Origin of the sequence: Halomonas sp. HK25 (genome assembly GCF_047795635.1) — a bacterium.
Classification (GTDB): domain Bacteria; phylum Pseudomonadota; class Gammaproteobacteria; order Pseudomonadales; family Halomonadaceae; genus Halomonas.
Map to the genome: position 1 here is coordinate 3,569,601 of NZ_CP181044.1, position 22,413 is coordinate 3,592,013.

14 protein-coding genes are annotated in these 22,413 nt (G+C 66.7%); 2 read left to right on the forward strand and 12 right to left on the reverse strand.

Annotated features, from left to right (window positions below; all coding sequences use genetic code 11):
- Positions 1-2: 2 nt before the first annotated feature.
- From ACM26W_RS16805 to pilM, 10 genes are all read right to left on the reverse strand, one after another.
- A complete protein-coding gene (locus ACM26W_RS16805; RefSeq protein WP_416138119.1) occupies positions 3-1,658 on the reverse strand; it encodes a CTP synthase in 1,656 nt (551 codons plus the stop codon).
- Positions 1,659-2,009: 351 nt separating this feature from the next.
- Positions 2,010-3,428 carry an FAD-dependent oxidoreductase gene (locus ACM26W_RS16810; protein ID WP_416138120.1) on the reverse strand — a complete coding sequence of 473 codons (1,419 nt, stop codon included), beginning with the start codon at positions 3,426-3,428 and terminating at the stop codon, positions 2,010-2,012.
- 94 nt (positions 3,429-3,522) lie between these two features.
- The gene (gltB, locus tag ACM26W_RS16815) at positions 3,523-7,974 is read right to left on the reverse strand and encodes a glutamate synthase large subunit (RefSeq protein WP_416138121.1); all 4,452 of its coding nucleotides are present in this window, start codon (positions 7,972-7,974) and stop codon (positions 3,523-3,525) included.
- Positions 7,975-8,440: 466 nt separating this feature from the next.
- Positions 8,441-9,547: a 3-dehydroquinate synthase gene (gene aroB, locus ACM26W_RS16820; RefSeq protein WP_416138122.1), complete on the reverse strand. Its 1,107-nt coding sequence runs from the start codon at positions 9,545-9,547 to the stop codon at positions 8,441-8,443.
- A gap of 4 nt (positions 9,548-9,551) precedes the next feature.
- On the reverse strand, positions 9,552-10,094 hold the full coding sequence (gene aroK / locus ACM26W_RS16825; protein WP_416138123.1) for a shikimate kinase AroK: 543 nt from the start codon (positions 10,092-10,094) through the stop codon (positions 9,552-9,554).
- Complete coding sequence (gene pilQ / locus ACM26W_RS16830; RefSeq protein ID WP_416138124.1) at positions 10,094-12,166, reverse strand: type IV pilus secretin PilQ; 2,073 nt, start codon at positions 12,164-12,166, stop codon at positions 10,094-10,096. Before pilQ ends, aroK begins: the two co-directional genes overlap by 1 nt.
- 100 nt (positions 12,167-12,266) lie before the next feature.
- Positions 12,267-12,797 (reverse strand): pilus assembly protein PilP, encoded by a 531-nt coding sequence (locus ACM26W_RS16835; RefSeq protein WP_416138125.1) that lies wholly within the window; start codon positions 12,795-12,797, stop codon positions 12,267-12,269.
- Positions 12,794-13,417 carry a type 4a pilus biogenesis protein PilO gene (locus ACM26W_RS16840; RefSeq protein WP_416138126.1) on the reverse strand — a complete coding sequence of 208 codons (624 nt, stop codon included), beginning with the start codon at positions 13,415-13,417 and terminating at the stop codon, positions 12,794-12,796. The genes ACM26W_RS16835 and ACM26W_RS16840 overlap by 4 nt, the downstream gene beginning before the upstream one ends.
- Positions 13,414-13,995 carry a PilN domain-containing protein gene (locus ACM26W_RS16845; protein ID WP_416138127.1) on the reverse strand — a complete coding sequence of 194 codons (582 nt, stop codon included), beginning with the start codon at positions 13,993-13,995 and terminating at the stop codon, positions 13,414-13,416. The genes ACM26W_RS16840 and ACM26W_RS16845 overlap by 4 nt, the downstream gene beginning before the upstream one ends.
- On the reverse strand, positions 13,992-15,053 hold the full coding sequence (gene pilM / locus ACM26W_RS16850) for a type IV pilus assembly protein PilM (protein WP_416138128.1): 1,062 nt from the start codon (positions 15,051-15,053) through the stop codon (positions 13,992-13,994). The genes ACM26W_RS16845 and pilM overlap by 4 nt, the downstream gene beginning before the upstream one ends.
- Positions 15,054-15,310: 257 nt before the next feature.
- On the opposite strand from pilM, the gene ACM26W_RS16855 reads away from it, so the two are divergent.
- Positions 15,311-17,839 carry a penicillin-binding protein 1A gene (locus ACM26W_RS16855; RefSeq protein ID WP_416138129.1) on the forward strand — a complete coding sequence of 843 codons (2,529 nt, stop codon included), beginning with the start codon at positions 15,311-15,313 and terminating at the stop codon, positions 17,837-17,839.
- Positions 17,840-17,981: 142 nt separating this feature from the next.
- On the opposite strand, the gene ACM26W_RS16860 is transcribed toward ACM26W_RS16855, so the two are convergent.
- Both ACM26W_RS16860 and rpmE read right to left on the reverse strand, forming a co-directional pair.
- Positions 17,982-19,250 (reverse strand): malic enzyme-like NAD(P)-binding protein, encoded by a 1,269-nt coding sequence (locus ACM26W_RS16860; RefSeq protein WP_416138130.1) that lies wholly within the window; start codon positions 19,248-19,250, stop codon positions 17,982-17,984.
- A gap of 256 nt (positions 19,251-19,506) precedes the next feature.
- Positions 19,507-19,719, reverse strand: a complete 213-nt coding sequence (rpmE, locus tag ACM26W_RS16865) for a 50S ribosomal protein L31 (RefSeq protein ID WP_416138131.1) — start codon at positions 19,717-19,719, stop codon at positions 19,507-19,509.
- Positions 19,720-19,908: 189 nt separating this feature from the next.
- On the opposite strand from rpmE, the gene ACM26W_RS16870 reads away from it, so the two are divergent.
- Complete coding sequence (locus tag ACM26W_RS16870) at positions 19,909-22,146, forward strand: primosomal protein N' (RefSeq protein ID WP_416138132.1); 2,238 nt, start codon at positions 19,909-19,911, stop codon at positions 22,144-22,146.
- The last annotated feature ends 267 nt before the right edge of the window (positions 22,147-22,413 follow it).

The following is a 22,413-nucleotide window of genomic DNA, read 5'->3' on the forward strand; positions in this document are numbered from 1 at the left end:
ACTCACTCCTGGTGGGAGGACTGGGCGCGGGTCCGCGCCGCCTTGTGCTCCAGCGCCGCGTTGACGAAGCCGGTGAACAGCGGATGGCCGTCGCGGGGGGTGGAGGTGAACTCCGGGTGGAACTGGCAGGCCACGAACCAGGGGTGGTCAGGAAGTTCGACCATCTCCACCAGGGAGTTGTCGACGCTCTTGCCGGAAACCACCAGACCGGCCTGCTCGAGTTCCTCGATGAACTGGTTGTTGACCTCGTAGCGGTGGCGGTGGCGCTCGACGATCTCGTCGCTGCCGTAGGCCTGACGGGCCTTGCTGCCGACCTTCAGGCGGCACACCTGGCCGCCCAGGCGCATGGTGCCGCCCAGATCGGAGGCCGCATCACGCAGCTCGATCTTGCCCTCTGGGGTGATCCACTCGGTGATCAGGCCGACCACCGGATGCTGGGTGTCGTGGGTAAACTCGGTGGAGTCCGCGTCATCCCAGCCGGCCACGCCGCGGGCGAACTCGATCACCGCCACCTGCATGCCGAGGCAGATGCCCAGGTAGGGAATGCCGTTCTCGCGGGCGAAGCGGGCCGTGGCGATCTTGCCCTCCACGCCGCGCTCGCCGAAGCCACCAGGCACCAGGATGGCATCCTTGCCGGCCAGCCGCTCAATGCCGTGGCGCTCGAGATCCTCGGAGTCGATGTAGTCGACGTTGACCTTCACCCGGGTCTGGATGCCGGCGTGGATCAGTGCCTCGTTGAGCGACTTGTAGGCGTCGAGCAACTCCATGTACTTGCCGACCATGGCGATGTTGATCGACTTGAGCGGATTGAGCTTGGCGTCGAGCACCTTGATCCACTCGTTGAGGTCGGCCTCATCGGCGGTCAGACGCAGCTTGTCGCAGACGATCTCGTCCAGGCCGTACTCGTGGAGCATCAGCGGGATACGGTAGATGGTATCGGCGTCCTGCAGCGGGATGACCGCGCGCTCTTCCACGTTGGTGAACAACGCGATCTTGCGGCGCTCGGTCTCCTCGAGCTCCACCTCGCTGCGGCAGATCAGGATGTCCGGCTGGATACCGATGGAGCGCAGCTCCTTGACGCTGTGCTGGGTCGGCTTGGTCTTGGTCTCACCGGCGGTCTTGATGTAGGGCACCAGGGTCAGGTGCATGAAGAGCGCCCGGCTGGCGCCCAGCTCGCTGCGGATCTGGCGGATCGACTCCAGGAATGGCAGCGACTCGATGTCGCCCACGGTGCCGCCGATCTCCACCAGGGCCACGTCGAAGCCCTCGCCACCCTCATACACCCGGCGCTTGATCTCGTCGGTGATGTGCGGAATCACCTGCACGGTGCCGCCCAGGTAGTCGCCGCGACGCTCCTTGCGCAGTACGTGCTCGTAGACACGGCCGGTGGTGAAGTTGTTGCCCTGGGTCATCTTGGTGCGGATGAAGCGCTCGTAGTGGCCCAGGTCGAGGTCGGTCTCGGCGCCATCTTCGGTGACGAACACTTCGCCATGCTGGAAGGGGCTCATGGTGCCCGGATCCACGTTGATGTACGGGTCGAGCTTGAGCATGGTGACCTTGAGGCCGCGCGCCTCGAGAATCGCCGCCAGCGAGGCCGACGCGATGCCCTTGCCGAGGGAGGACACAACGCCGCCGGTCACGAAGATATATCGTGTCATGGAGAACCTGTCGAAACGTGATCATGAGGCTCGGCAGGAAGCCGCGCCGGGATGGGAAGACAGACTAGCAGAACACGACCAATGGCTCAATTTCAGGCGCTTCACAGCTGGGCGTGACATTGCCCAGCGGGAGAGTCCACGTTGGCTCTCAAGCCTCCACGAGGCTTCAGGCTACTGGTGGGAAACCGGCTCCGCCGAGCGAATGGCGCCGCAGGCGCCCCGGCGGTGTTGCTGCGTTAGCGCATACCGCCAAGGAGCCCTTCGGTCTCCATTCGCCGGGCAGAGCCCATCTCCCACAATACTCGCGGCTTACCCGGCGGCGGCTCCCCGGCTCTCGGCGAAGCGTGGTGCTCAGACCTCCAGGTAATCCAGGATGCCCTCGGCGGCCTGGCGGCCTTCGTGGATGGCGGTGACCACCAGGTCGGAACCGCGCACCATATCGCCGCCGGCGAAGACCTTCTCGTGGCTGGTCTTGAAGCGGAACTGGCCCTGTTCCGGCGCCTTGACCCGGTCACGCTCGTCGAGCTCGATGCCATGGTCGGCGAACCAGGCAGGCGGGTCGGGCTGGAAGCCGAAGGCAACAACCACGGCGTCGGCGGGGATCACTTCCTCGGAGCCCGGCACCACCTCGGGGCGGCGACGGCCGTTCTCGTCGGGCTCGCCCAGACGGGTGCGCACCACCTTCACGCCCTCCACCTTGCCCTCACCCACCACCGCTACCGGCTGGCGATTGAACAGGAACTCCACGCCCTCCTCGCGGGCGTTGGCCACCTCCTTGCGTGAGCCCGGCATGTTCTCTTCATCGCGGCGATAGGCGCAGGACACCTGGGTGGCACCCTGGCGGATGGCGGTGCGGTTGCAGTCCATGGCGGTATCGCCGCCACCCAGCACCACCACACGCTGGCCCTTGAAGGAGATGTACTCGGCGGGGTCCTTCTCGAACCCCAGGCAGTGGTTGACGTTGGCAATCAGGTAGTCGAGGGCCTTGTGCACCCCGGCCAGGTTCTCGCCGGGAAAGCCGCCTTCCATGTACTTGTAGGTGCCCATACCCATGAACACCGCGTCGTATTCCTCGAGCAGCTGCTCGATGGTCACATCGCGACCCACCTCGGCGTTGAGACGAAACTCGATGCCCATCTCCTCGAACACCGCTCGGCGACGCTCCATCACGCTCTTCTCGAGCTTGAACTCGGGGATGCCAAAGGTCAGCAGGCCGCCGATCTCCGGATTGCGGTCGAACACCACCGGCTTCACGCCGTTACGCGCCAGGACATCGGCGCAGCCGAGCCCGGCGGGGCCGGCGCCGATGATCGCCACCCTCCTGTCGGTCCAGGTCACCTGGGACATATCCGGACGCCAGCCCATGGCGAAAGCGGTATCAGTGATGTACTTCTCCACCGAGCCGATGGTCACCGCGCCGAAACCGTCGTTAAGGGTGCAGTCACCCTCGCAGAGGCGGTCCTGGGGGCAGACCCGGCCACACACCTCGGGCAGCGAGTTGGTCTTGTGCGACAGCTCCGCGGCCTCGAGGATGTTGCCCTCGCTGACCAGCTGCAGCCAGTTGGGAATGTAGTTATGGACCGGGCACTTCCACTCGCAGTAAGGGTTGCCGCAGTGCAGGCAGCGATGGGCCTGGCTGGCCGCCTCCTGAGGCTTGTAGGGCTCGTAGATCTCGGCGAACTCCCGCGAGCGGATGCGGGCATCCTTCTTCTGCGGATCCTGACGACCCACGTCGATGAACTGAAAGTCGTTGCTCAGACGGTTGGCCATGTTGATTCTCCTGGAAGTCCTGTTGCCTGCCCCGGCCGGGCTCCGAGCCCGGCGGGACGCTGCTCACCTTGCCTGTGCCGGCTGACGCCGCCTCTTATTCCGGCTGACGCCGGGATTGGGCCAACAGGCTGTTCAGGCTTGCCGCCTTGGGCTTCACCAGCCAGAAGTGGCGGATGAAGTCGCTGAAGTCCTCGAGGATCGCGTGGCCACGCGGCGAGTCGGTCTCGGCGACGAACTCCTCGATCACCTCGCGCAGGTGGCGCCGATAGGCTTCCATGGTCTCCGTGTTCACGCGGTGGATCTCCACCAGTTCGTGGTTGTACTTGTCGACGAAGGTGCGATCCTCGTCGAGCACATAGGCGAAGCCGCCGGTCATACCCGCGCCGAAGTTGACTCCGGTCTCGCCGAGCACGGCCACCAGGCCGCCGGTCATGTACTCGCAGCAGTGGTCACCGGCCCCCTCGATCACCGCCTGGGCGCCTGAGTTACGCACCCCGAAGCGCTCACCGGCGGTGCCTGCGGCGAACAGCTTGCCGCCGGTGGCGCCGTAGAGGCAGGTGTTGCCGACGATAGCCGTCTCGTGGCTGGCGAAGCGGCTGCCCCTGGGCGGGGTGATCACCACCTTGCCGCCGTTCATGCCCTTGCCGACGTAGTCGTTGGCGTCGCCCTCCAGATAGAGATTCAGGCCGCGGGCGTTCCAGACGCCGAAGCTCTGGCCGGCCACGCCAGTGAAACGCGCGGTCACCGGGGCGTCCTCGAGCCCCTCCTCGCCGTAGCGCTTGGCGATGGCCCCCGAGGTGAGCGCGCCCACGCTGCGATCGCAGTTGGTGATGGTGAAGGCAATCTCACCGCCGGACTTCGTCTCGATGGCATCCTTGAGGGCGGCCAGCACCTCCTGGTTCTTGGTGCCCGGGTCGTGGGGCACGTTGCGGCTCACCTGGCAGAACTGAGGCGCATCCGCGGGCACGAAGTCGTTGCCGAGCAGCGGGGTCAGGTCGAGCCTGCGCTGGGAGGCGGTGACGCCCTCCAGCACCTCGAGCAGGTCGGTACGGCCGATCAGATCGGTAAGCTTCCGCACGCCCAGGGTGGCCATCAGCTCGCGCACCTCCTCGGCGATGAAGCGGAAGTAGTGCTTGACCATGTCCACGGTGCCGCGGAAGTGCTCGCCACGCAGGTAATCGTTCTGGGTGGCCACGCCGGTGGCGCAGTTGTTCAGGTGGCAGATGCGCAGGTACTTGCAGCCCAGCGCCACCATGGGCGCGGTGCCGAAGCCGAAGCTCTCGGCGCCGAGGATCGCTGCCTTGACCACGTCGAGGCCGGTCTTCAGGCCGCCGTCGGTCTGCAGGCGGATCTTGTCGCGCAGGCCGTTGATGCGCAGCGCCTGGTGCACCTCGGGCAGGCCCAACTCCCAGGGGGAGCCGGCGTGCTTGATGGAGGTGATGGGGCTCGCCGCGGTCCCGCCATCATAGCCGGAGACGGTGATCAGATCGGCGTAGGCCTTGGCCACGCCGGTGGCGATGGTGCCGATGCCGGGCTCGGAGACCAGCTTCACCGAGACCTGGGCCTCCGGGTTGACCTGCTTGAGGTCGAAGATCAGCTGAGCCAGGTCCTCGATGGAGTAGATATCGTGGTGCGGCGGCGGCGAGATCAGGGTCACGCCGGGCACCGAGTAGCGCAGCCGGGCGATCAGCTCGTTGACCTTGCCGCCGGGCAACTGGCCGCCCTCGCCGGGCTTGGCGCCCTGGGCCACCTTGATCTGAAGCACCTCGGCGCTGACCAGGTAGGCCGGGGTGACGCCGAATCGGCCGGAGGCAATCTGCTTGATCTTCGAGGAGCGGATGGTGCCGTAGCGAGCCGGATCCTCACCCCCCTCGCCGGAGTTGGAACGCCCCCCCGCCTCGTTCATGGCCTGGGCCAGCGCCTCGTGGGCCTCGGGCGACAACGCCCCCAGCGACATGCCGGCGCTGTCGAAGCGCGGAATCAGGTCCTCGACCGCCTCGACTTCTTCGAGCGGCAGCGGCTCGGCGGCCGGCTTCAGCTTCAGCAGGTCGCGGATGGTGGCCGGCGGACGTTCGTTGACCAGCTCGGCAAACGTCTTCCACTTGGCGAAGTCGCCCTCCTGCACCGCCTCCTGCAGCGCCTTGACCACATCGGGGTTGTAGGCGTGGTATTCGTGGCCGTGCACGTACTTGAACAGGCCGCCCTGAGAAATTCCCTTGCGCGGCGTCCAGGCCTCGCGTCCCAGCCACTCCTGCTGCAGCTGCAGCTCACTGAAGCCGGTACCCTGGATGCGAGAAGCCATGCCGGTGAAGCAGAGCGCCATCACCTCGTCGGCCAGGCCCACCGCCTCGAACAGCTGAGAGCCGCGATAGGAGGCGAGCGTCGAGATGCCCATCTTGGAGAGGATCTTGAACAAGCCTTTCTGCAGGCCCTTGCGATAGTTTTCGCGGGCGTCGGCGGGGTTGCCGGAGAGCTCGCCGGTACGCTGCATGTCGGCCATTACCTGATAGGCGAGCCACGGGAAGACCGCGGTGGCCCCTACCCCAAACAGTACCGCCATCTGGTGGGCATCGCGGGCATAGCCGGTCTCCACCACGATATTGGCCAAAGGGCGCAGCGCCAGTCGGCCCAGGTGGTTGTGCACGGCACCCACGGCCAGGGCGGCATGGATCGGCAGCTCCCCCTTGGCGAGGTTGGCATCCGACAGCGCCAGGATCACCTTGCCAGCCCTTACGGCCTCCTCGGCCCGGCGGCAGAGCGCCTGAATCGCCGCCTTCAGTCCCACCTGCTCCGGGTCATAGCCCAGGCTCAGCAACTGGCTGGAGAAGGCCGGATCCTCCTGCTCCACCAGGGCGGTGAACTTGCGCGGCGAGAGCACCGGCGTCGTCAGGATGATGCGGTGGGCGTGTTCGGGGGTCGCCTTGAAGACGTTGCGCTCGGTGCCGATGCAGGTCTCCAGCGACATCACGATCGACTCTCGCAGCGGATCGATGGCCGGGTTGGTCACCTGGGCGAACTTCTGGCGGAAGTAGTCGGTCAGCAGGCGTTGCTTGCCGGAGAGCACCGCCATGGGCGTATCGTCCCCCATGGAGCCCACCGCCTCCTGGCCGCTTTCGGCCAGCGGACGCAGCAGCTGGTCGCGCTCCTCGAAGCTCACCTGGAACATCTTCTGGGCAACGTTGAGGGCGTCGGTGTCCATGTTGTGGAAGCTGGCCAGCTCGGTCAGTGCCGACTCCAGGTAGTGGGCCTCCTGCTTCAGCCAGCGCTTGTAGGGGTAGGCCGACTTGAGACGCTCATCGATGTCACTGGTGTGCAGGACCTCGCCGGTCTCGGTATCCACGGCCAGTATCTGACCGGGGCCTACGCGTCCCTTGGCCACCACATCCTCGGGCTTGTAGTCGTAGGTGCCGATCTCCGAGGCCAGGGTGATGAAGCCGTTCTTGGTGATCACCCAGCGGGCCGGACGCAGGCCGTTGCGATCGAGCATGCACAACGCCTGGCGACCGTCGGTCATCACCACGCCGGCGGGACCGTCCCAGGGCTCCATGTGCATGGAGTTGTACTCGTAGAAGGCGCGCAGGTCGCCATCCATCAGCTCCACGTTCTGCCAGGCCGGCGGCACCATCATGCGCACGGCGCGGTGCAGCTCCATGCCGCCGGTCAGCAGGACTTCGAGCATATTGTCCATGCTCGAGGAGTCGGAGCCCGTGGTGTTGACGATCTCGGCAAGCTCGGCGATCTCGGGCAGGCGCTCGCAGACGAAGTTCTCCTTGCGCGAGTTGGCCCAGCCGCGGTTGGCCTCGATGGTGTTGATCTCGCCGTTGTGGGCCAGCAGCCGGAACGGCTGCGCCAGCGGCCAGCGCGGCGCGGTGTTGGTGGAGAAGCGCTGGTGGAAGACACAGATGGCAGTCTCCAGGCGCTCGTCCCCCAGGTCACGGTAGAAGGCCGGCAGATCCACCGGCATCACCAACCCCTTGTAGGAGACCACCTTCTCGGAAAGCGAGCAGACGTAGAACTCCTGCTCATCGCGCAGCGCCTGCTCGGCCAGACGGCGGGCCATGAACAGGTCGACCTCGAAGGTCTCGGCGCTGCCGTTCTTGCCGGGTTCGACAAACAGGTGGCGGATGCGCGGCAGGCACTCGAGCGCCATGGGGCCACAGACGCTGGGGTCCACCGGCACGTCGCGCCAGCCACGGATCACCAGGCCACGGGCCCGCAGCTCGCCCTCCAGGGTATCGCTGACCTTCTCGGCACGGACATCGTCGTCGGGCAGGAAGACCACCCCCACCGCAAAACGCTCACCCAATTCGGCATCGAGGGCATCCTGCGCGACCTGGCGCATAAAGGCCTCGGGCATCTTCAGCAGCAGGCCACAGCCGTCGCCGGTCTTGCCGTCGGCGGCGATGCCACCGCGGTGGGTCATGCAGGTCAGCGATTCGATGGCGGTCTTGAGCAGCTGGTGGCTGGCCCGACCCTCCATGTGTGCGATCAGGCCGAACCCGCAGTTGTCGCGGAACTCGCCGGGCTGATGGAGACCTCTGTTCATTGGCGTGCCTCGAATATAGGGTGTTTTTTCTGCAGCCGAATCATGATATTTTATAAGGTTTTAATTTTTTAAGGTGCGCATCAAGGGGCGCCAAGGCTGCGGGGCAAAAGGCTGACCAGCATAGTCAATCCGCCCGGAAACGCGCAACGCCCCGACCCCCAAGGCCATCAAAAAGTACCGTAAAATCCGCTACTTGAAAAATCGCGCCAAACAAAAAAAGCACGCAACTCAACAACTTGCAAATAGCATAGACGAATTTTCAACGGCCCAGGCACGACACTAGACTTTAGTCGCATTCGGCGAGACAGGCCCATGCTGATAGCGCATAAGCCATGCGGATTATCGGCATGAGGCGCATCAAGCGGCGAACGCCACCCACCAACGCACCCCTCCTACGACGACGCCCGCACAACCGTGCGGGCGTCGTCGGGGTCGTCATCCAAATCGATAGCGGCCAGGAGGGGCGTCAGGAGCGGGGGAATGCCTCGATCAGCGCCTCGAGCAGCTCGACCGGAGTCTCGTCATGGAGACAGGCGTCACCCAGGGAGCGCAGCAGGATCAGGCGCAGGCGGCTGTCGATGTTCTTCTTGTCGAGACGCATGCGGACCAGGAAATCCTCCACCGCCATGTCGGCCGGGGCGGCCAGGGGCAACGCGGCCGCCTCGAGGATGGCGCGAGTGCGCGCCACCTCGTCCTCCGACAGCCAGCCCAGCCGTGCCGAGAGCTCGGCGGCCATCAACATGCCGGCGCCCACCGCCTCGCCGTGCAGCCACTTGCCATAGCCCTGGTGCGCCTCGATGGCATGACCGAAGGTATGGCCCAGGTTGAGCAGCGCCCGCACCCCCTGCTCGGTCTCGTCCTCGGCGACGATCTCCGCCTTGAGCGCACAACTGCGCTCGATGGCCAGGGTCAGCGCCGCCGGCTCCAGGTCGCGCAGGTCCGCCATGACCTCCTCCAGCCAGCCCAGGAAGGCGGCGTCGCGAATCAGTCCGTACTTGATCACCTCGGCCAGCCCCGCGGAGAGCTCGCGGGGTGGCAGGGTGGCCAGGGTATCGGTGTCGATCAGCACCGCCCGGGGCTGCCAGAAGGCACCGATCATGTTCTTGCCCAGCGGGTGGTTGACCCCGGTCTTGCCGCCCACCGAGGAGTCCACCTGGGAGAGCAGCGTGGTGGGCACCTGAATGAAGGCCACGCCGCGCTGATAGCAGGCGGCCGCATAGCCGACCATGTCGCCGATCACCCCGCCGCCCAGGGCGACCAGGGTGCAGCGGCGGTTGAAGCCCGCCTCCAGCAGGGCGTCCCAGATGCGCGACACGCTCGCCAGGGTCTTGGTGGCCTCGCCATCCGGCAGCACCAGCTCGCGCACCTCGGCGTCGGTCGGCAGCGAGGCCCGGCAGCGTTCGAGATAGAGCGGTGCCACCACCTCGTTGGTGACGATCATCACCTGACGGCCGGCCAGCCAGGGCGAAAGCGCCTCGGGCTGGCCGAGCAGGCCGGGGCCGATATGGATGGGATAACTGCGCGCGCCCAGCGATACCTCAAGGGTGCGCGGACCAGTGGAAGTCTCGCTCATGGATTCATGCCTTGCATTGCAGGGGGTCGACCAGCCGGGTGACGCGTCTGACGATATCGTTGACCACGGCCCTGGGGCCGCGGCGATCGGTGCGCACGGTGACATCGGCGGTGGCCCGGTAGAGGGGCTCGCGCACGCCAAACATCTCGCGCAGCACCGCCTCCTTGTCCGGCCGCTGCAGCAGCGGACGGTTGCGATCCTTGGCGGTGCGCTTGAGCTGCTGCTCGACGGTGGTGAACAGGTAGATAACGGTGCCCCGCTCACGCAGCATGCGGCGGTTCTCCTCACGCAGCACGGCGCCGCCGCCGGTGGCGATCACCACGCCCTCCAGCCGGGTCAGCTCGTCGATCATCTGGGTCTCGCGGTCGCGGAAGCCGACCTCGCCCTCCACGTCGAAGATCCAGGGAATATCGGCGCCGCAGCGCGCCTGGATCTCGTGGTCGCTATCAAAGAAGTCACGAGAAAGTTCGGCCGCCAGGAGGCGGCCGATGGTGCTCTTGCCGGCCCCCATGGGGCCGATCAGTATCAGGTTAGGTAGTGCCTGCATCAGCGAATGGCCACGCCGTCGTCCAGTATTCGGGGGGTGATGAATACCAGCAACTCTACCTTCTCGTTGCTCTCTTGGGTATAGCGGAACAGGTGGCCCAGCACCGGGAGGTCGCCCAGGAACGGCGTCTTGACCAGGTTACGCAGCTCCTCGGTCTGCAGGATGCCGCCCAGCACTACGGTCTCGCCGTTGTCCACCAGCACCTGGGTCTGGATCTCGTTCTTGTTGATCGGCGGCTCCTCGCCGGGGCTGAACTCGCCGAAGGTGTCGTTGGTGATGGCCACGTCCATGATGATGCGGTTATCCGGAGTGATCTGTGGGGTGACCTCCAGCGACAGCACCGCCTCCTTGAAGTCCACCGCGGCCGCGCCGCTGGCCGACGACTCACGGAAGGCACGCTCCTGGCCTTGCTTGATCACCGCGGTACGCTGGTTGGCGGTGATCACCCGGGGCTGGGAGATGGTATAGCTGCGCCCCTCGCTCTCCATGGCGCGCAGCTCCAGGTCGAGCAGGACGTCACCGGAGAGATAGCCGAAGGCGAAGCTGGTCATGCCGCCGACTCCGCGGTCGGTGGAGCCAAAATCCACGGCCAGACCGCCGAGGCCCGAGATCGGCGTGCCGTCCGAGGCGCCTGGAGTTCCACCCAGCTCCAGCCGGCCACCCGCGCGACGATCCGGCGAGGAGGCGCCCCAGTTGACCCCGAGCTCGCGGGAAGCACTATCGCTGGCGATGACGATGCGCGCTTCGATCTGCACCTGGCGCACCGCCACGTCGAGACGGTCCAGGGTGCGCATGATCTCGTCGATCTGGTCGGCGGTATCCTGGATCAGCAGGGTGTTGGTGCGCTGGTCGATGGCCACCCGGCCCCGGTCGGAAAGCAGACCGAACCCCTCTCCGCCGCGCAGCAGCCCCGCCAGGTCAGCCGCACGCGCATAGCGCACCTGAATATATTCGGTGGTGAGCGGCGCCAACACGTCCATCTGCTCGCGGGCCTCGAGCTCCTGGCGCTCGATGTTGGCCAGCTCGCTGGCCGGGGCCACCACAATGACGTTGCCCTCCTGACGGCTGGCCAGGCCGTGACTCTTGAGCACCAGGTCCAACGCCTGGTCCCAGGGCACATCTTCCAGATTGAGGGTCACCCGGCCCTGGACACTGTCGCTGGCCACCAGGTTGAGCCCGGTAAAGTCGGCGATGATCGCCAGCACCGAGCGCACCTCGATGTCCTGGAAGTTCAGGGTGATGCGATCGCCGGTGTAGGAGAACTGCTCGCGGACCCGCTGGTCGCGTTCCTGCTGGGTCACCGGCTGGGCCTCGATGGTCAGCTGTCGGCCGCTCTGTGTGGAGACCATGGCGTACTCACCGGTACCCTCGATATCGAGGGTCACGCCGTCGCGGCCCGGCCGCGGGGTGACGCGGCGCAGCGGGGTGCCGAAGTCGCTGACGTCGTAGACCTGATCCAGCGAGGCCGGCAGTTCCACGCCGCGCAGCTCGGCGGTAATGCGGTTGCGCCCGCTTTCGCGGACCCGGGTATCAACCCCGGCGCGGTCGAAGGTGACGACCAGTCGGCCGGCGCCGCCCTCGCCGCGGCGGAAGTCGATATCCTGAACGCTGGGACCGCTGGCGACCGAAGGCGCGGGAGCCGGGTCGCTGGCCGCCGGTGCCGGCGCGGACACCGACGCCTGCGCCACTCCGGTATCGGCCGCACCGCCGCCGATGGCAAGGCGCAGCCGATTACCCTGCTCGCGGGTGTTGTAGGGCAGCGGGCCCTCGAGGTCGAACACCAGACGCGTCCGGGAGCCGGCCTCCAGGGCGGTGACCTGCTGCACGCCACCGATGCCGAGGGCGTAGCTGCGCTGGTCGAGGCGGTTGGCGGTCTCCATCAGGTCGATGGTCAGCCGCGCAGGGTCGTCCAGACGATAGCCACGCACCTCCGGCACCGGGCCGGCGAATGACAGATCGACCTCCAGCTCGCCCCCGCCGCCTTGCCTGAAGTTGAGTTCCTCCAGGGAGGAGGCCGCCAGGGCACCGGCGGAGACCGCCAGCATCAAGAGTGTCGCGAATCCACGCTTCATGATCGTTAGCATTGTTCCCTTCCCCCCGCTTGTCGCCCACCCCAGCCGGTGGGCGGCGAATCGCTTGCCTGGTTGTTTATCAGGATTTCGTTGTCAGGATCTAGTCGTTGAGCGTCAGCTGCGTTGTGCGTTCGATCCAGCCACCGCGCCCGGTGGGCACCACCTCGATCAGCTGCACAGACGATGAAGTGATACTGATGATGCGCCCGAAATCGCTACCCATGTGGTTGCCTACGCGCAGCCGATGCACCGTCCCACTCGGCGCCCTGACGAGCGCCGAGGGCTGCCCGCCATGGGTCAGCGTGCCCACCAGATCGAGCTGGCCGAGGCCGTAGGCCTCGAGCGGCTCCCGCGGCCGAGTCAGATCCGGCGCCAGCTCCTCGGAGCCGCGCGGCGGCTGCTCCGTTTCGGGCAGCCTGGCGATGAACGGACTGCGCCGATCGGCCTCGTCATAGGGCAGGGCCGCATAGTCGGGTATATCGGGCAGCTCCACCCGCGGGGTCGCGCCGGGGTTGCTGCGGATCTCGGCCAGCTCGCGGTCGAGCATGCCAATCTGCGGATCGGCACATCCGGCCAGGCTCAGCAGTAGCGCGGCGGCCAGCGCCGCCGAAAGACGGTTGGCATGGCTCATGGCGCGCCCTCCTCACTCTGGCGGTAGCTGTAGGTCCGCGCCAGAATGGACAGGCGCAGGCGCTGGCCGCTGCCGCCCTCCGGCGACAGGGTCATGTCATGCAGGGTAACGATGCGCGGCAGACCGGCCACGCCAGCCAGGAAGGTGGCGATGCGGTGGTAGTCGCCCTGCACCTGGATATCAAAGGGCTGCTCGATGTAGTGCTCGCGCGTTACCGGGCCGCGCAGTCGAATGGAGTCGATGGCGAGCTGGTTGTCGATGGCGGTCTCGCTGATGTTGTCGATCAGGGACGGCACCTCGGCACCGGTAGGCAGCATTTCGCGCAGCTCACTCATGCGCGCCTCGAGGGTGCCCATCTGCTCGCGCATGGCCTCCAGGTTGGCCGCCTGGGCCGCCTTGCTGCGGTAGTCGCGGATCAGCTGCGCCTCCTGGCCACGCGCCCGGTCCAGCTCCTCCTTGGCGGGTGACGCCAGGTACCAGTGCATGCCGAAGACGGTCACGCCCAGTATCAGCAGGCAGCAGAGCAGCTGCAGCGACCAGGGCCAGACGCCGGCCTCCTTGATATCCAGTTCACGCCAGTCCAGCTCGCGCAGGCGACGCATCTCTCCCTTGAGACTCATGACCCCTCCTCCACCGACGCCTGACTCTCCTCCGGCGCCCTGGGCAGCCGCTGGCTCATGCTCAGGCTGAAGCGGCGTCGCTCACCGTCCCCCTCGGCCTCCACCTCCGAGAGCACCGGCACCGTGAAGGTACCCGCGGCGGCCAGGGCCCTCAGCTGGTCGGAAACCTGGCGATTGTTCTCGGCCAGGCCGGCCAGGCGCAGGCTGTCACCCTGGCGGGTGAGCTGGGTGTAGTGCACACCGTCCACCAGGCTGGTGGTCAGGTCGCCCAGCACATGGACGGTCTGGGTGCGCCCCATCTGCAGCTCGGTGAATACCCGCACCTGCTCGAGCATCTGATCGCGGATCGCCTCCAGTTCGCTGATCTCGCGAATCGCCGAATCCAGCTGGCGGCTCTGGGCCTGAATATGGGCGTTGCGCTGCTGTTGGGAAGCGGTTTCCTGTTCGTAGTGCCAGGTCAGGCCGTAGCCTCCCCCGAGGCCGAGCATGGCGGCCAGCCCGAGGGTCACGAAGAAGCGCTTGCTGCGACGCGCGCGCAGCTCCTCGCGCCAGGGCAGCAGGTTGATCTCGATGGTCATGGACGGGACCTCATTGCCAGGCCGCAGGCGGTCAGCAGCGCCGGGGCGTCACCGGAGAGCGTCTGCACGTCGATGCGGCTGTTGACCTTCATCCGCGCCAGCGGATTGGCAATGGAGACCTCCATGCCGCTCTCCTGGGCCAGCCGCTCGGCCAGGCCCGGCAGCATGCTGGTGCCACCGGCCAGCACCATGCGGCGCACCTCCTGCTTGCGACCCGCGGTGTAGTAGAGCTGCAGGGAACGCCCGACCTGCTGCACGAGGGTATCCAGAAAGGGGGCGAGCACGCTGCTCTGATAGTCCTCGGGCAGGCCGCCGCGCTTCTTGGCCAGGCCCGCCTCGTCGAGGCTCAGACCGTAGCGGTTGCGGATCTCCTCGGTGAGTTGGCGGCCGCCGAACACGGTATCGCGGCTGTAGACCACCCGCCCCTCGCGCAGCACATGGAAGGTGTTCATGGTGGCGCCGATGTCCACCAGGGCCACGCAATCCTCCTCACCGGCCAGCTGGGGCAGCTGATGGCGCACCTCGGTGAAGGCTCGCTCCATGGCGAAGGTCTCGACATCCACTGCCTCGGGGGTCAGCCCCCCCTGAAGCAGGGCGTCGGTGAGCTGGCTGACATCCTGCTGGCGGCAGGCCACCAGCAGCACGTCCTGCTGGTCGGCATAGCGAGCGTTGAGACCCAGTCGCTGAAAATCGAAAGCGACTTCACTGAACGGAAAGGGAATATGCTTGTCGGAATCAAGCTGAATGCGCGTCTCTATCTCGTCATCGCTGAGCGAAGCCGGCAGAGTCAACGTCTTGGTGATAGCAGCGCTCGCGGGCACCGCCACTACGGCGTTACGGGAATGCGGCTTGGCCTGCTGCACGGCCCGGGAGAGGGCATCGACCACTTCTCCCATGTCATGGATGCGCCGTTCAACCACGGCGCCCTCACGCAGCGGCCGCACCGCATAGCTCTCAACCTGATAGCTGGCGCCAGCACGCCTGAGTTCCACGAGCTTTACGGTTGCCGAGGTGATATCGACACCGATCAGTCCCTTGCTGGATGCCCTGAATCGCATCTCGGTCCTGCCCCTGCTGATTCATGTGGAATGCCGCTTGTTATATCGCTCACCTTTCGCGATACGAGGCGACTGAGCCCGGGGCCTGGCCCCTGTAAGCAGAGGTTACATGATATTGCCGATTCTCACACGGCTAACCGCAAACCTGCACCCTCAACGCTGGTGACCCAGCGCCGAGATTCTTATAATGGCGTCTCAGTCGCCCTGACACATCGCCACCGCAACGCCACAGTTCCCTGCATGGATACCGCCTTTTCATGACGTTTTTCAGAACCCTGCTCTTTTCTCTGGCCTGGCTGCTGGTGTCGCTTACCGCGGCCGTGACCCTGGGTGTGGTGGGCGCCGCGCTCTATTTCGCCCCCGGCCTGCCGGATGTGCGCCAGCTCCAGGACTTCGAGCTCCACTCCCCGCTGCGCATCTTCACTCGCGACGGCAAGCTGATCGGCGAGTTCGGCGAGGAGCGTCGCATGCCGGTCGAGTTCGACGAAATCCCCGAGGACTTCATTCAGGCACTGCTTTCCGCCGAGGATGCCAACTTCTTCGATCACCGCGGCGTCGACCCCAGGGGCCTGGCCCGGGCGGCCATGGAATTGGCCTCCAGCGGCGGCGAGATCCAGTCGGGCGGCTCCACCGTCACCATGCAGGTGGCACGCAACTACCTGCTGACCCTGGATCGGACCTTTACCCGCAAGATCCGCGAGATCCTGCTGGCCCTGCAGATGGAGCAGGTGCTCTCCAAGGAGGAAATCCTCGAGCTCTACGTCAACAAGATCTTCCTCGGCAATCGTGCCTACGGCATCGCCGCCGCCGCCGAGACCTACTACAACCGTCCGCTGGCCGAACTGACCCTGGCCGAGAAGGCGATGATCGCCGGCCTGCCCAAGGCGCCCTCCGCCTTCAACCCGCTGGCCAACCCGGAGCGCTCGCTGATCCGCCGCAACTGGATCCTCTACCGCATGCGCCAGCTGGACCATATCGACCAGCCCGCCTATGACGAGGCGGTCCAGGCACCGATCACCGCCCGCCGCTATATCGCCCAGACCGAAGTGGACGCCGATTACGTCGCCGAAATGGCCCGCCAGTTCGCCGTAGAGCGCTTTGGTGAAGAGGCCTATACCGGCGGTTACCGCATCCACACTACCCTGGACGGCAATCTGCAGCCCTTCGCTCGCCGAGCCCTGGCCGACGGCCTGATCGCCTATGACACCCGCCATGGGTGGCGCGGGGCCGAGGAGCGCGATCTTCCCGCCAGCCTGGTGGAGGCCCAAGCACGCACTGACCGCCGCGGACTGGAGGAGGAGCTCGACGAGTCCCCCGAGATCCTGGAGACCGCCCAACGCGCCGCCGAGCGCAGCCAGACCGAGATCGAGGGCATCGAGGGCGACGTCAGCAACTGGGTGCAGGTGCTGGAGCGTACGCCGGGCTTCGGCCCGCTGCAGGCCGCCATCGTGGTGGAGAGCAGTGGCCGCGAGATGCGTGTATTGACCCGCGGCGGCGAACTGCAAACCATCGCCTGGGATGGCCTCTCCTGGGCACGGGCCTATCGCAGCCCGCAAGCCCGCGGCCCGGAGCCCGGTTCCGCCGCCGAGATCGCCACCCGCGGCGATCTGATCCGTGTGCTGGAGCGCGAGGACGGCAGCCTGCGCCTGGCCCAGCGCCCCGACGCCGAGGGCTCCCTGGTGGTGATGCACCCCGACACCGGCGCCATCCTGGCGCTGCAGGGTGGCTTCAGCTTTCAGGCCAGCAAGTTCAACCGCGCCGTCCAGGCACAGCGCCAGTCGGGGTCGATCTTCAAGCCCTTCATCTACCTGGCGGCGCTGGACAGCGGCCTGATGAACGCTGCCAGCGTGGTCAATGATGCCCCCGTGGTGATCCAGGACGGCAGCAGCGAGCTGTGGCGCCCAGTCAACGCCAGCGGCGACTTCCTGGGCCCGACCCGCCTGCGGGTGGCACTGGCGCGCTCGCGCAACCTGGTCACCATTCGCGTGCTCCAGGAGGTGGGGCTCGATGCCACCATCGACTTCCTGGAAGGCTTTGGCTTCGCCAGCTCACGCCTACCCCGCGGGCTGTCGCTGGCGCTAGGCAGCGCCGACCTGACCCCCCTGGAGATGACCAACGCCTATGCGGTGCTGGCCAACGGTGGCTATCAGGTCGCCCCCTGGTTCATCGAACGCATCACCCGCGGCGACGACGAAACCCCGATCGAGGAGGCCACTCCTGCCGTGGTATGCCGCGACTGCCGCGACGGCCAGACCGACGTCGAGATCGACGGTCGCCGTCATCCGGTGGCACCCCAGGTCGTAGATTCAGTATCGGCCTATATCCTGAGCGACATGCTGCGCGACGTGATCGACAGCGGCACCGGTCGCGCCGCCCAGTCGCTGGGTCGCAGCGATATCGTCGGCAAGACCGGCACCACCAACAACCAGCGAGATGCCTGGTTCGCCGGCTATAACGCCGATCTGGTGGCCACCGTATGGGTGGGCAAGGACAATAACGAGACCACCGCCGAATACGGCGCCAACGCCGCCCTGCCGATCTGGGTCGACTTCATGAGCGATGCCCTCGAGGGCCGACCCGAAGCGAAACACGAGCGCCCCTCCACCCTGGTCACCGCCCGGGTCGATGCGAGCAGCGGCCGCCTGCTGCCCGACGGCCAGGGCGGCGGCATCAGCGAACTCTTCCACCCGGACCACCTGCCCAATTTTCAACCCCGCCGCGTCGAGAGCGAGGTGGAACAGCACAGCGGCTCACAGGGTACCGGCTCCTACGAGGCGATCTTCTGATAGCCTCGGGCGCCGGGCCGGCGCCCGAGGCTCCGACATAGCAAGCCCCGAAACCCAAAAAAGCAGAAAGGCCGACCCCATGGGGCCGGCCTTTCTGTTGATCACGTGCTGCCTGTAACAGGTAGCTTTCGCCGATACAGCATTACACGCCGTAAACGTCGTCCACGCTCTTCAGTGGGTAGTGAGACGGGTAAGGCCTGCGCGCCACGCCAGAATCCACCGCCGCCTGGGCCACCGCGGAGGTGATCCGCTCGAGCAGGCGAACATCCACCGGCGTGGGGATGATGTACTCGCGACCAAAGCTCATCTCCTCCAGCTCGTAGGCGTCCAGCACCTCCTGGGGCACCGGCTCGCGGGCCAGGTCCTTGAGGGCGTGAACCGCGGCGACCTTCATCTCCTCGTTGATGCGGGTGGCGCGCACGTCCAGCGCCCCGCGAAAGATGAAGGGGAAGCCCAGCACGTTGTTGACCTGATTCGGGAAATCCGAGCGGCCGGTGGCCATGATCACGTCGGGGCGCACCTCGCGGGCCAGGTCCGGGTGGATCTCCGGATCCGGGTTGGTGCAGGCAAAGACCACCGGGTTGGGCGCCATCTTGCGGATATGGTCGGCAGTCATCAGGCCGGGGCCGGAGAGACCGACGAAGACGTCGGCACCATCGATGGCGTCATCCAGGGTGCGCTTGTCGGTATCGACGGCGAACATCGCCTTGTAGGGGTTGAGGTCCTCGCGGCCGGTATGGATCACACCCTTACGGTCGAGCATCACCAGGTTCTCGGCGCGAGCGCCGCAGGCCACCAGCAACTTCATGCAGGCGATGGCCGCCGCACCGGCTCCCAGGCAGACGATTCTCGCCTCGTCAAGGCGCTTGCCGGCGATCTCCAGGGCGTTGAGCATGCCCGCCGCGGTCACGATGGCGGTGCCATGCTGGTCATCGTGGAACACCGGAATGTTGCACTGCTCGATCAGCGCCTGCTCGATCTCGAAGCACTCCGGCGCCTTGATGTCCTCGAGGTTGATGCCACCCCAGGTGTCGGCGATGCGCGCCACGGTGTCGATGAAGGCCTGGGGGCTCTCGGAGTTGACCTCGATGTCCACGGAGTTGATGCCGGCGAAGCGCTTGAACAGCACGCCCTTGCCCTCCATGACAGGCTTGCTGGCCAGGGCGCCCAGATTGCCCAGCCCCAGGATGGCGGTGCCGTCGGAGATCACTGCCACCAGGTTGCCCTTGCCGGTATAACGGTAGGCGTTCTCGGGGTCGCGGGCGATCTCGCGCACCGGCTCGGCCACGCCCGGGCTGTAGGCCAGGGAAAGGTCCTTGGCGGTAGCGGTAGGCTTGGTCAGCTCAATGGAGAGCTTTCCGGGAATGGGCTTGGCATGATAATCCAGCGCGGCCTGTCTTGCGTCACTCATGAAGGTGGGTTCCGGTCAGGGTGGAATAGACCCCCCACGATATAGTAAAACCCCACTCCGCTCAAGCTGATGGAATTTCTCGCCTGTTGTACGCTCGTTTGACGCCGATGACAGCCATTTGCTGCAACTTATGGCCGAAAGCCCAGCCATAACCCTTTCCTTATCGATGCCCCGGCGAATCGCGGCATCCCCCCATGAACGAGAAAACCCGCCACGATGGGCGGGTTCCTCGACGGTCCGGGGAGCGCCCGGACAATCAGCGCTTGATCGCAGCACCGAAACGCTTGTTGAAGCGCTCGACGCGACCACCGGTGGTCGCCTGCTTCTGCTTGCCGGTATAGAAGGGATGGCACTGGGAGCAGACGTCCAGGGAGAAGTCATGGCCGGAGGTGGAGCCCACCTGGAAGCTGGCGCCGCAGGAGCAGGTCGCGTTGACCGCCTTGTAATCGGGATGGATACCTTGTTTCATCTTGAGCCTCGTTGAGCTGCATGCCGCCACCTGATCTTCTGCCAGGCACCGCATACGGGTTGTCTATCGGTCGCGCTGTCTATGGGTCACGAAAACCGCGAGCGCGAGTGCAAACCGGCTGTACCACCCTGGCCGCACTCGGCAGGCAGGGAAGCGCGATATTCTAGCAGAGCCAATCCCGGAGGCCAATTGCCCACCTCGACTTCGTCCCCGCGCGTACTGGGCGTAGCGGTTCCCTCGCCGCTGCGCCGCCTGTTCGACTATCGCCCCGGCGGCTCGCCGCCGGCCGGCGGTTGGGCGCCCGGGCTGCGCGTGAGGGTGCCCTTCGGCCGGCGCGAGGTGGTGGGGGTGGTGATGGAGTGCCGCGATCGCAGCGACCTGCCCCTGGCCGAGCTCAAGCCCGTCACCGCCTGCCTGGACCCGGCCCCGTTGCCCGCCGACTGGCTGTGGCTGTGCCGCTTCACGGCCCGCTACTACCAGCACTCCCTGGGGGACACTCTCCACCAGGCGATGCCGGTGCTGCTGCGCCAGGGGCGGGCCCTGGAGGGGCGCACCCGGGAGCGCTGGCAGCTTACCGCGGCGGGCCACGACACGCCTGCCGAGGCCCTGGCCCGGGCCCCACGCCAGGCCGAGCTGCTGGCGATGCTCGCCCAGCACCCCCGCGGCCTGGCCACCCAGGCGATCCTGGCTCAGTCGTTTTCCCGCGAGCAGCTCAAGGCGCTGGCCGCCAAGGGATTGGCGGACTCCCGCGAGGAGCCGCTCACCGCCCGCCCCCAGCCGGACGCCGACCACCTGCTGGCCGACCCCGCCCTGTCGCTCAACCGCGAGCAGGCCGTGGCGCTCTCGGCCCTGCACGAGCGGCTGGACGCCTACCACCCCTGCCTGCTGGAGGGGGTCACCGGCAGCGGCAAGACCGAGATCTATCTGCAGTTGATCGAGGCGGTGGTGGGCCGTGGCCGCCAGGCGCTGGTGCTGGTGCCCGAGATCGGCCTGACCCCCCAGACCCTTTCACGTTTCCGCAAGCGCTTCCGGGTGCCCGTAGTGGCGCTGCACTCGGGACTCACCGACCATGAGCGCCTGGACGCCTGGGAGGCCGCCGCCAGCGGCCGGGCCCCCATCGTGATCGGCACCCGCTCGGCGATCTTCACCCCGATGGCACACCCCGGGGCGATCATCGTCGACGAGGAGCACGACGGCTCCTACAAGCAGCAGGATGGCCTGCGCTATCACGCCCGTGACCTGGCCGTGGCCCGCGCCCATCACCACGCCATCCCGCTGCTGCTGGGCAGCGCCACCCCGTCGCTGGAGAGCCTGGCCAAGGCGCGCAGCGGCGAGTGGCGCCACCTGCCGCTGACCCGCCGCGCTACCCGCCATGCCCCCGCCAGGCTGGAGCTGATCGACCTGCGGGGTCGTCCCCGCCAGGGCGGTCTCATTCCGCCGGTGCTCGAGGCCATCCGCGATACCCTGGCCGCCGACCATCAGGTACTGGTGTTCATCAACCGCCGCGGTTTCGCACCGACGCTGGCCTGCCACGCCTGCGGCTGGCTGGCCGAGTGCGACGCCTGCGACGCGCGCATGACCCTGCACCGCCAGCCGCCGCTGCTGGCCTGCCACCACTGCGACCGCCGTCGCGCCCTGCCGGAGAGCTGCCCGACGTGCGGCAGCATCGATTTACGCCCACTGGGCAGCGGCACCGAGCGCACCGAGGAGACCCTGGCCGGGCTCTTCCCGAAGGTGCCGGTGCACCGTATCGACCGCGACAGCACCCGGCGCCGCGACGCCTTCGAGCAGGTGCTGGCCGAGGTGCGCCGCGGCGAGCCCTGCCTGCTGGTGGGCACCCAGATGCTGGCCAAGGGGCACCATTTACCCCATGTCACCCTGGTGGTGGTGGTCAACGCCGACGCCGGCCTCTATGCCAGTGACTTCCGCGCCCTGGAGCAGAGCGCGCAGCTGCTGGTGCAGGTGGCGGGGCGCGCCGGACGCGCCGCCCACCCCGGCCGGGTGCTGGTGCAGACCCTGCACCCGGACGACCCGCACCTGCGCCTGCTGGCCGAGCAGGGCTACGCCGCTCTGGCCGAGCAACTATTGGAGGAGCGACGCGCCGCTGCCCTGCCCCCCTTTCGCTTCCTGGCGCTGCTGCGACTGGAGAGCGCCAGGGAGGAAGCCGCCGGCGATCTCGGCCGACGCGCCGCCGGCGCCCTGCGCGACTGGCTGACCGAATGCGAACTGGCGGTGGACTGCCTGGGGCCGGTGCCGGCCCCCATGGAGCGCCGCCAGGGACGCTATCACCTCCAGGTGATGCTCGGCGCCGAGAAGCGCAGCGCCCTCCACCAGGCCTGCGCCTGGCTGACCGCCTGGCTGCAGGCGACCCCCGAGGCGCGCCGCACCCGCTGGTCGCTGGATATCGACCCCCAGACGCTAAGCTGAAAGCTGGAAGCTGGAAGCTGGAAGCTGGAAGCTGGAAGCTGGAAGCTGGAAGCTGGAAGCTGGAAGCTGGAAGCTGGAAGCTGGAAGCTGGAAGCTGGAAGCTGGAAGCTGGAAAACAGCATGTTGCTACCAACCCTGACATCAAGGGTTGTTCTTCAAGCTTATGGCTTCTAGCTCCAGGCGCAGCCTGGCTCTTTAAAGCCAGCGCGCAATTGTCGATAATGTGCGCCCAAATGCCCGCCGACGGGCGTGCCACATCAGCCCGGC

What these genes read in the sequence shown, in the direction of transcription:
- ACM26W_RS16805 (WP_416138119.1), bottom strand. Translation starts at nt 1,658, where the DNA reads ATGACACGATATATCTTCGTGACCGGCGGCGTTGTGTCCTCCCTCGGC.
- ACM26W_RS16810 (WP_416138120.1), bottom strand. Translation starts at nt 3,428, where the DNA reads ATGGCCAACCGTCTGAGCAACGACTTTCAGTTCATCGACGTGGGTCGT.
- gltB (WP_416138121.1), bottom strand. Translation starts at nt 7,974, where the DNA reads ATGAACAGAGGTCTCCATCAGCCCGGCGAGTTCCGCGACAACTGCGGG.
- aroB (WP_416138122.1), bottom strand. Translation starts at nt 9,547, where the DNA reads ATGAGCGAGACTTCCACTGGTCCGCGCACCCTTGAGGTATCGCTGGGC.
- aroK (WP_416138123.1), bottom strand. Translation starts at nt 10,094, where the DNA reads ATGCAGGCACTACCTAACCTGATACTGATCGGCCCCATGGGGGCCGGC.
- pilQ (WP_416138124.1), bottom strand. Translation starts at nt 12,166, where the DNA reads ATGAAGCGTGGATTCGCGACACTCTTGATGCTGGCGGTCTCCGCCGGT.
- ACM26W_RS16835 (WP_416138125.1), bottom strand. Translation starts at nt 12,797, where the DNA reads ATGAGCCATGCCAACCGTCTTTCGGCGGCGCTGGCCGCCGCGCTACTG.
- ACM26W_RS16840 (WP_416138126.1), bottom strand. Translation starts at nt 13,417, where the DNA reads ATGAGTCTCAAGGGAGAGATGCGTCGCCTGCGCGAGCTGGACTGGCGT.
- ACM26W_RS16845 (WP_416138127.1), bottom strand. Translation starts at nt 13,995, where the DNA reads ATGACCATCGAGATCAACCTGCTGCCCTGGCGCGAGGAGCTGCGCGCG.
- pilM (WP_416138128.1), bottom strand. Translation starts at nt 15,053, where the DNA reads ATGCGATTCAGGGCATCCAGCAAGGGACTGATCGGTGTCGATATCACC.
- ACM26W_RS16855 (WP_416138129.1), top strand. Translation starts at nt 15,311, where the DNA reads ATGACGTTTTTCAGAACCCTGCTCTTTTCTCTGGCCTGGCTGCTGGTG.
- ACM26W_RS16860 (WP_416138130.1), bottom strand. Translation starts at nt 19,250, where the DNA reads ATGAGTGACGCAAGACAGGCCGCGCTGGATTATCATGCCAAGCCCATT.
- rpmE (WP_416138131.1), bottom strand. Translation starts at nt 19,719, where the DNA reads ATGAAACAAGGTATCCATCCCGATTACAAGGCGGTCAACGCGACCTGC.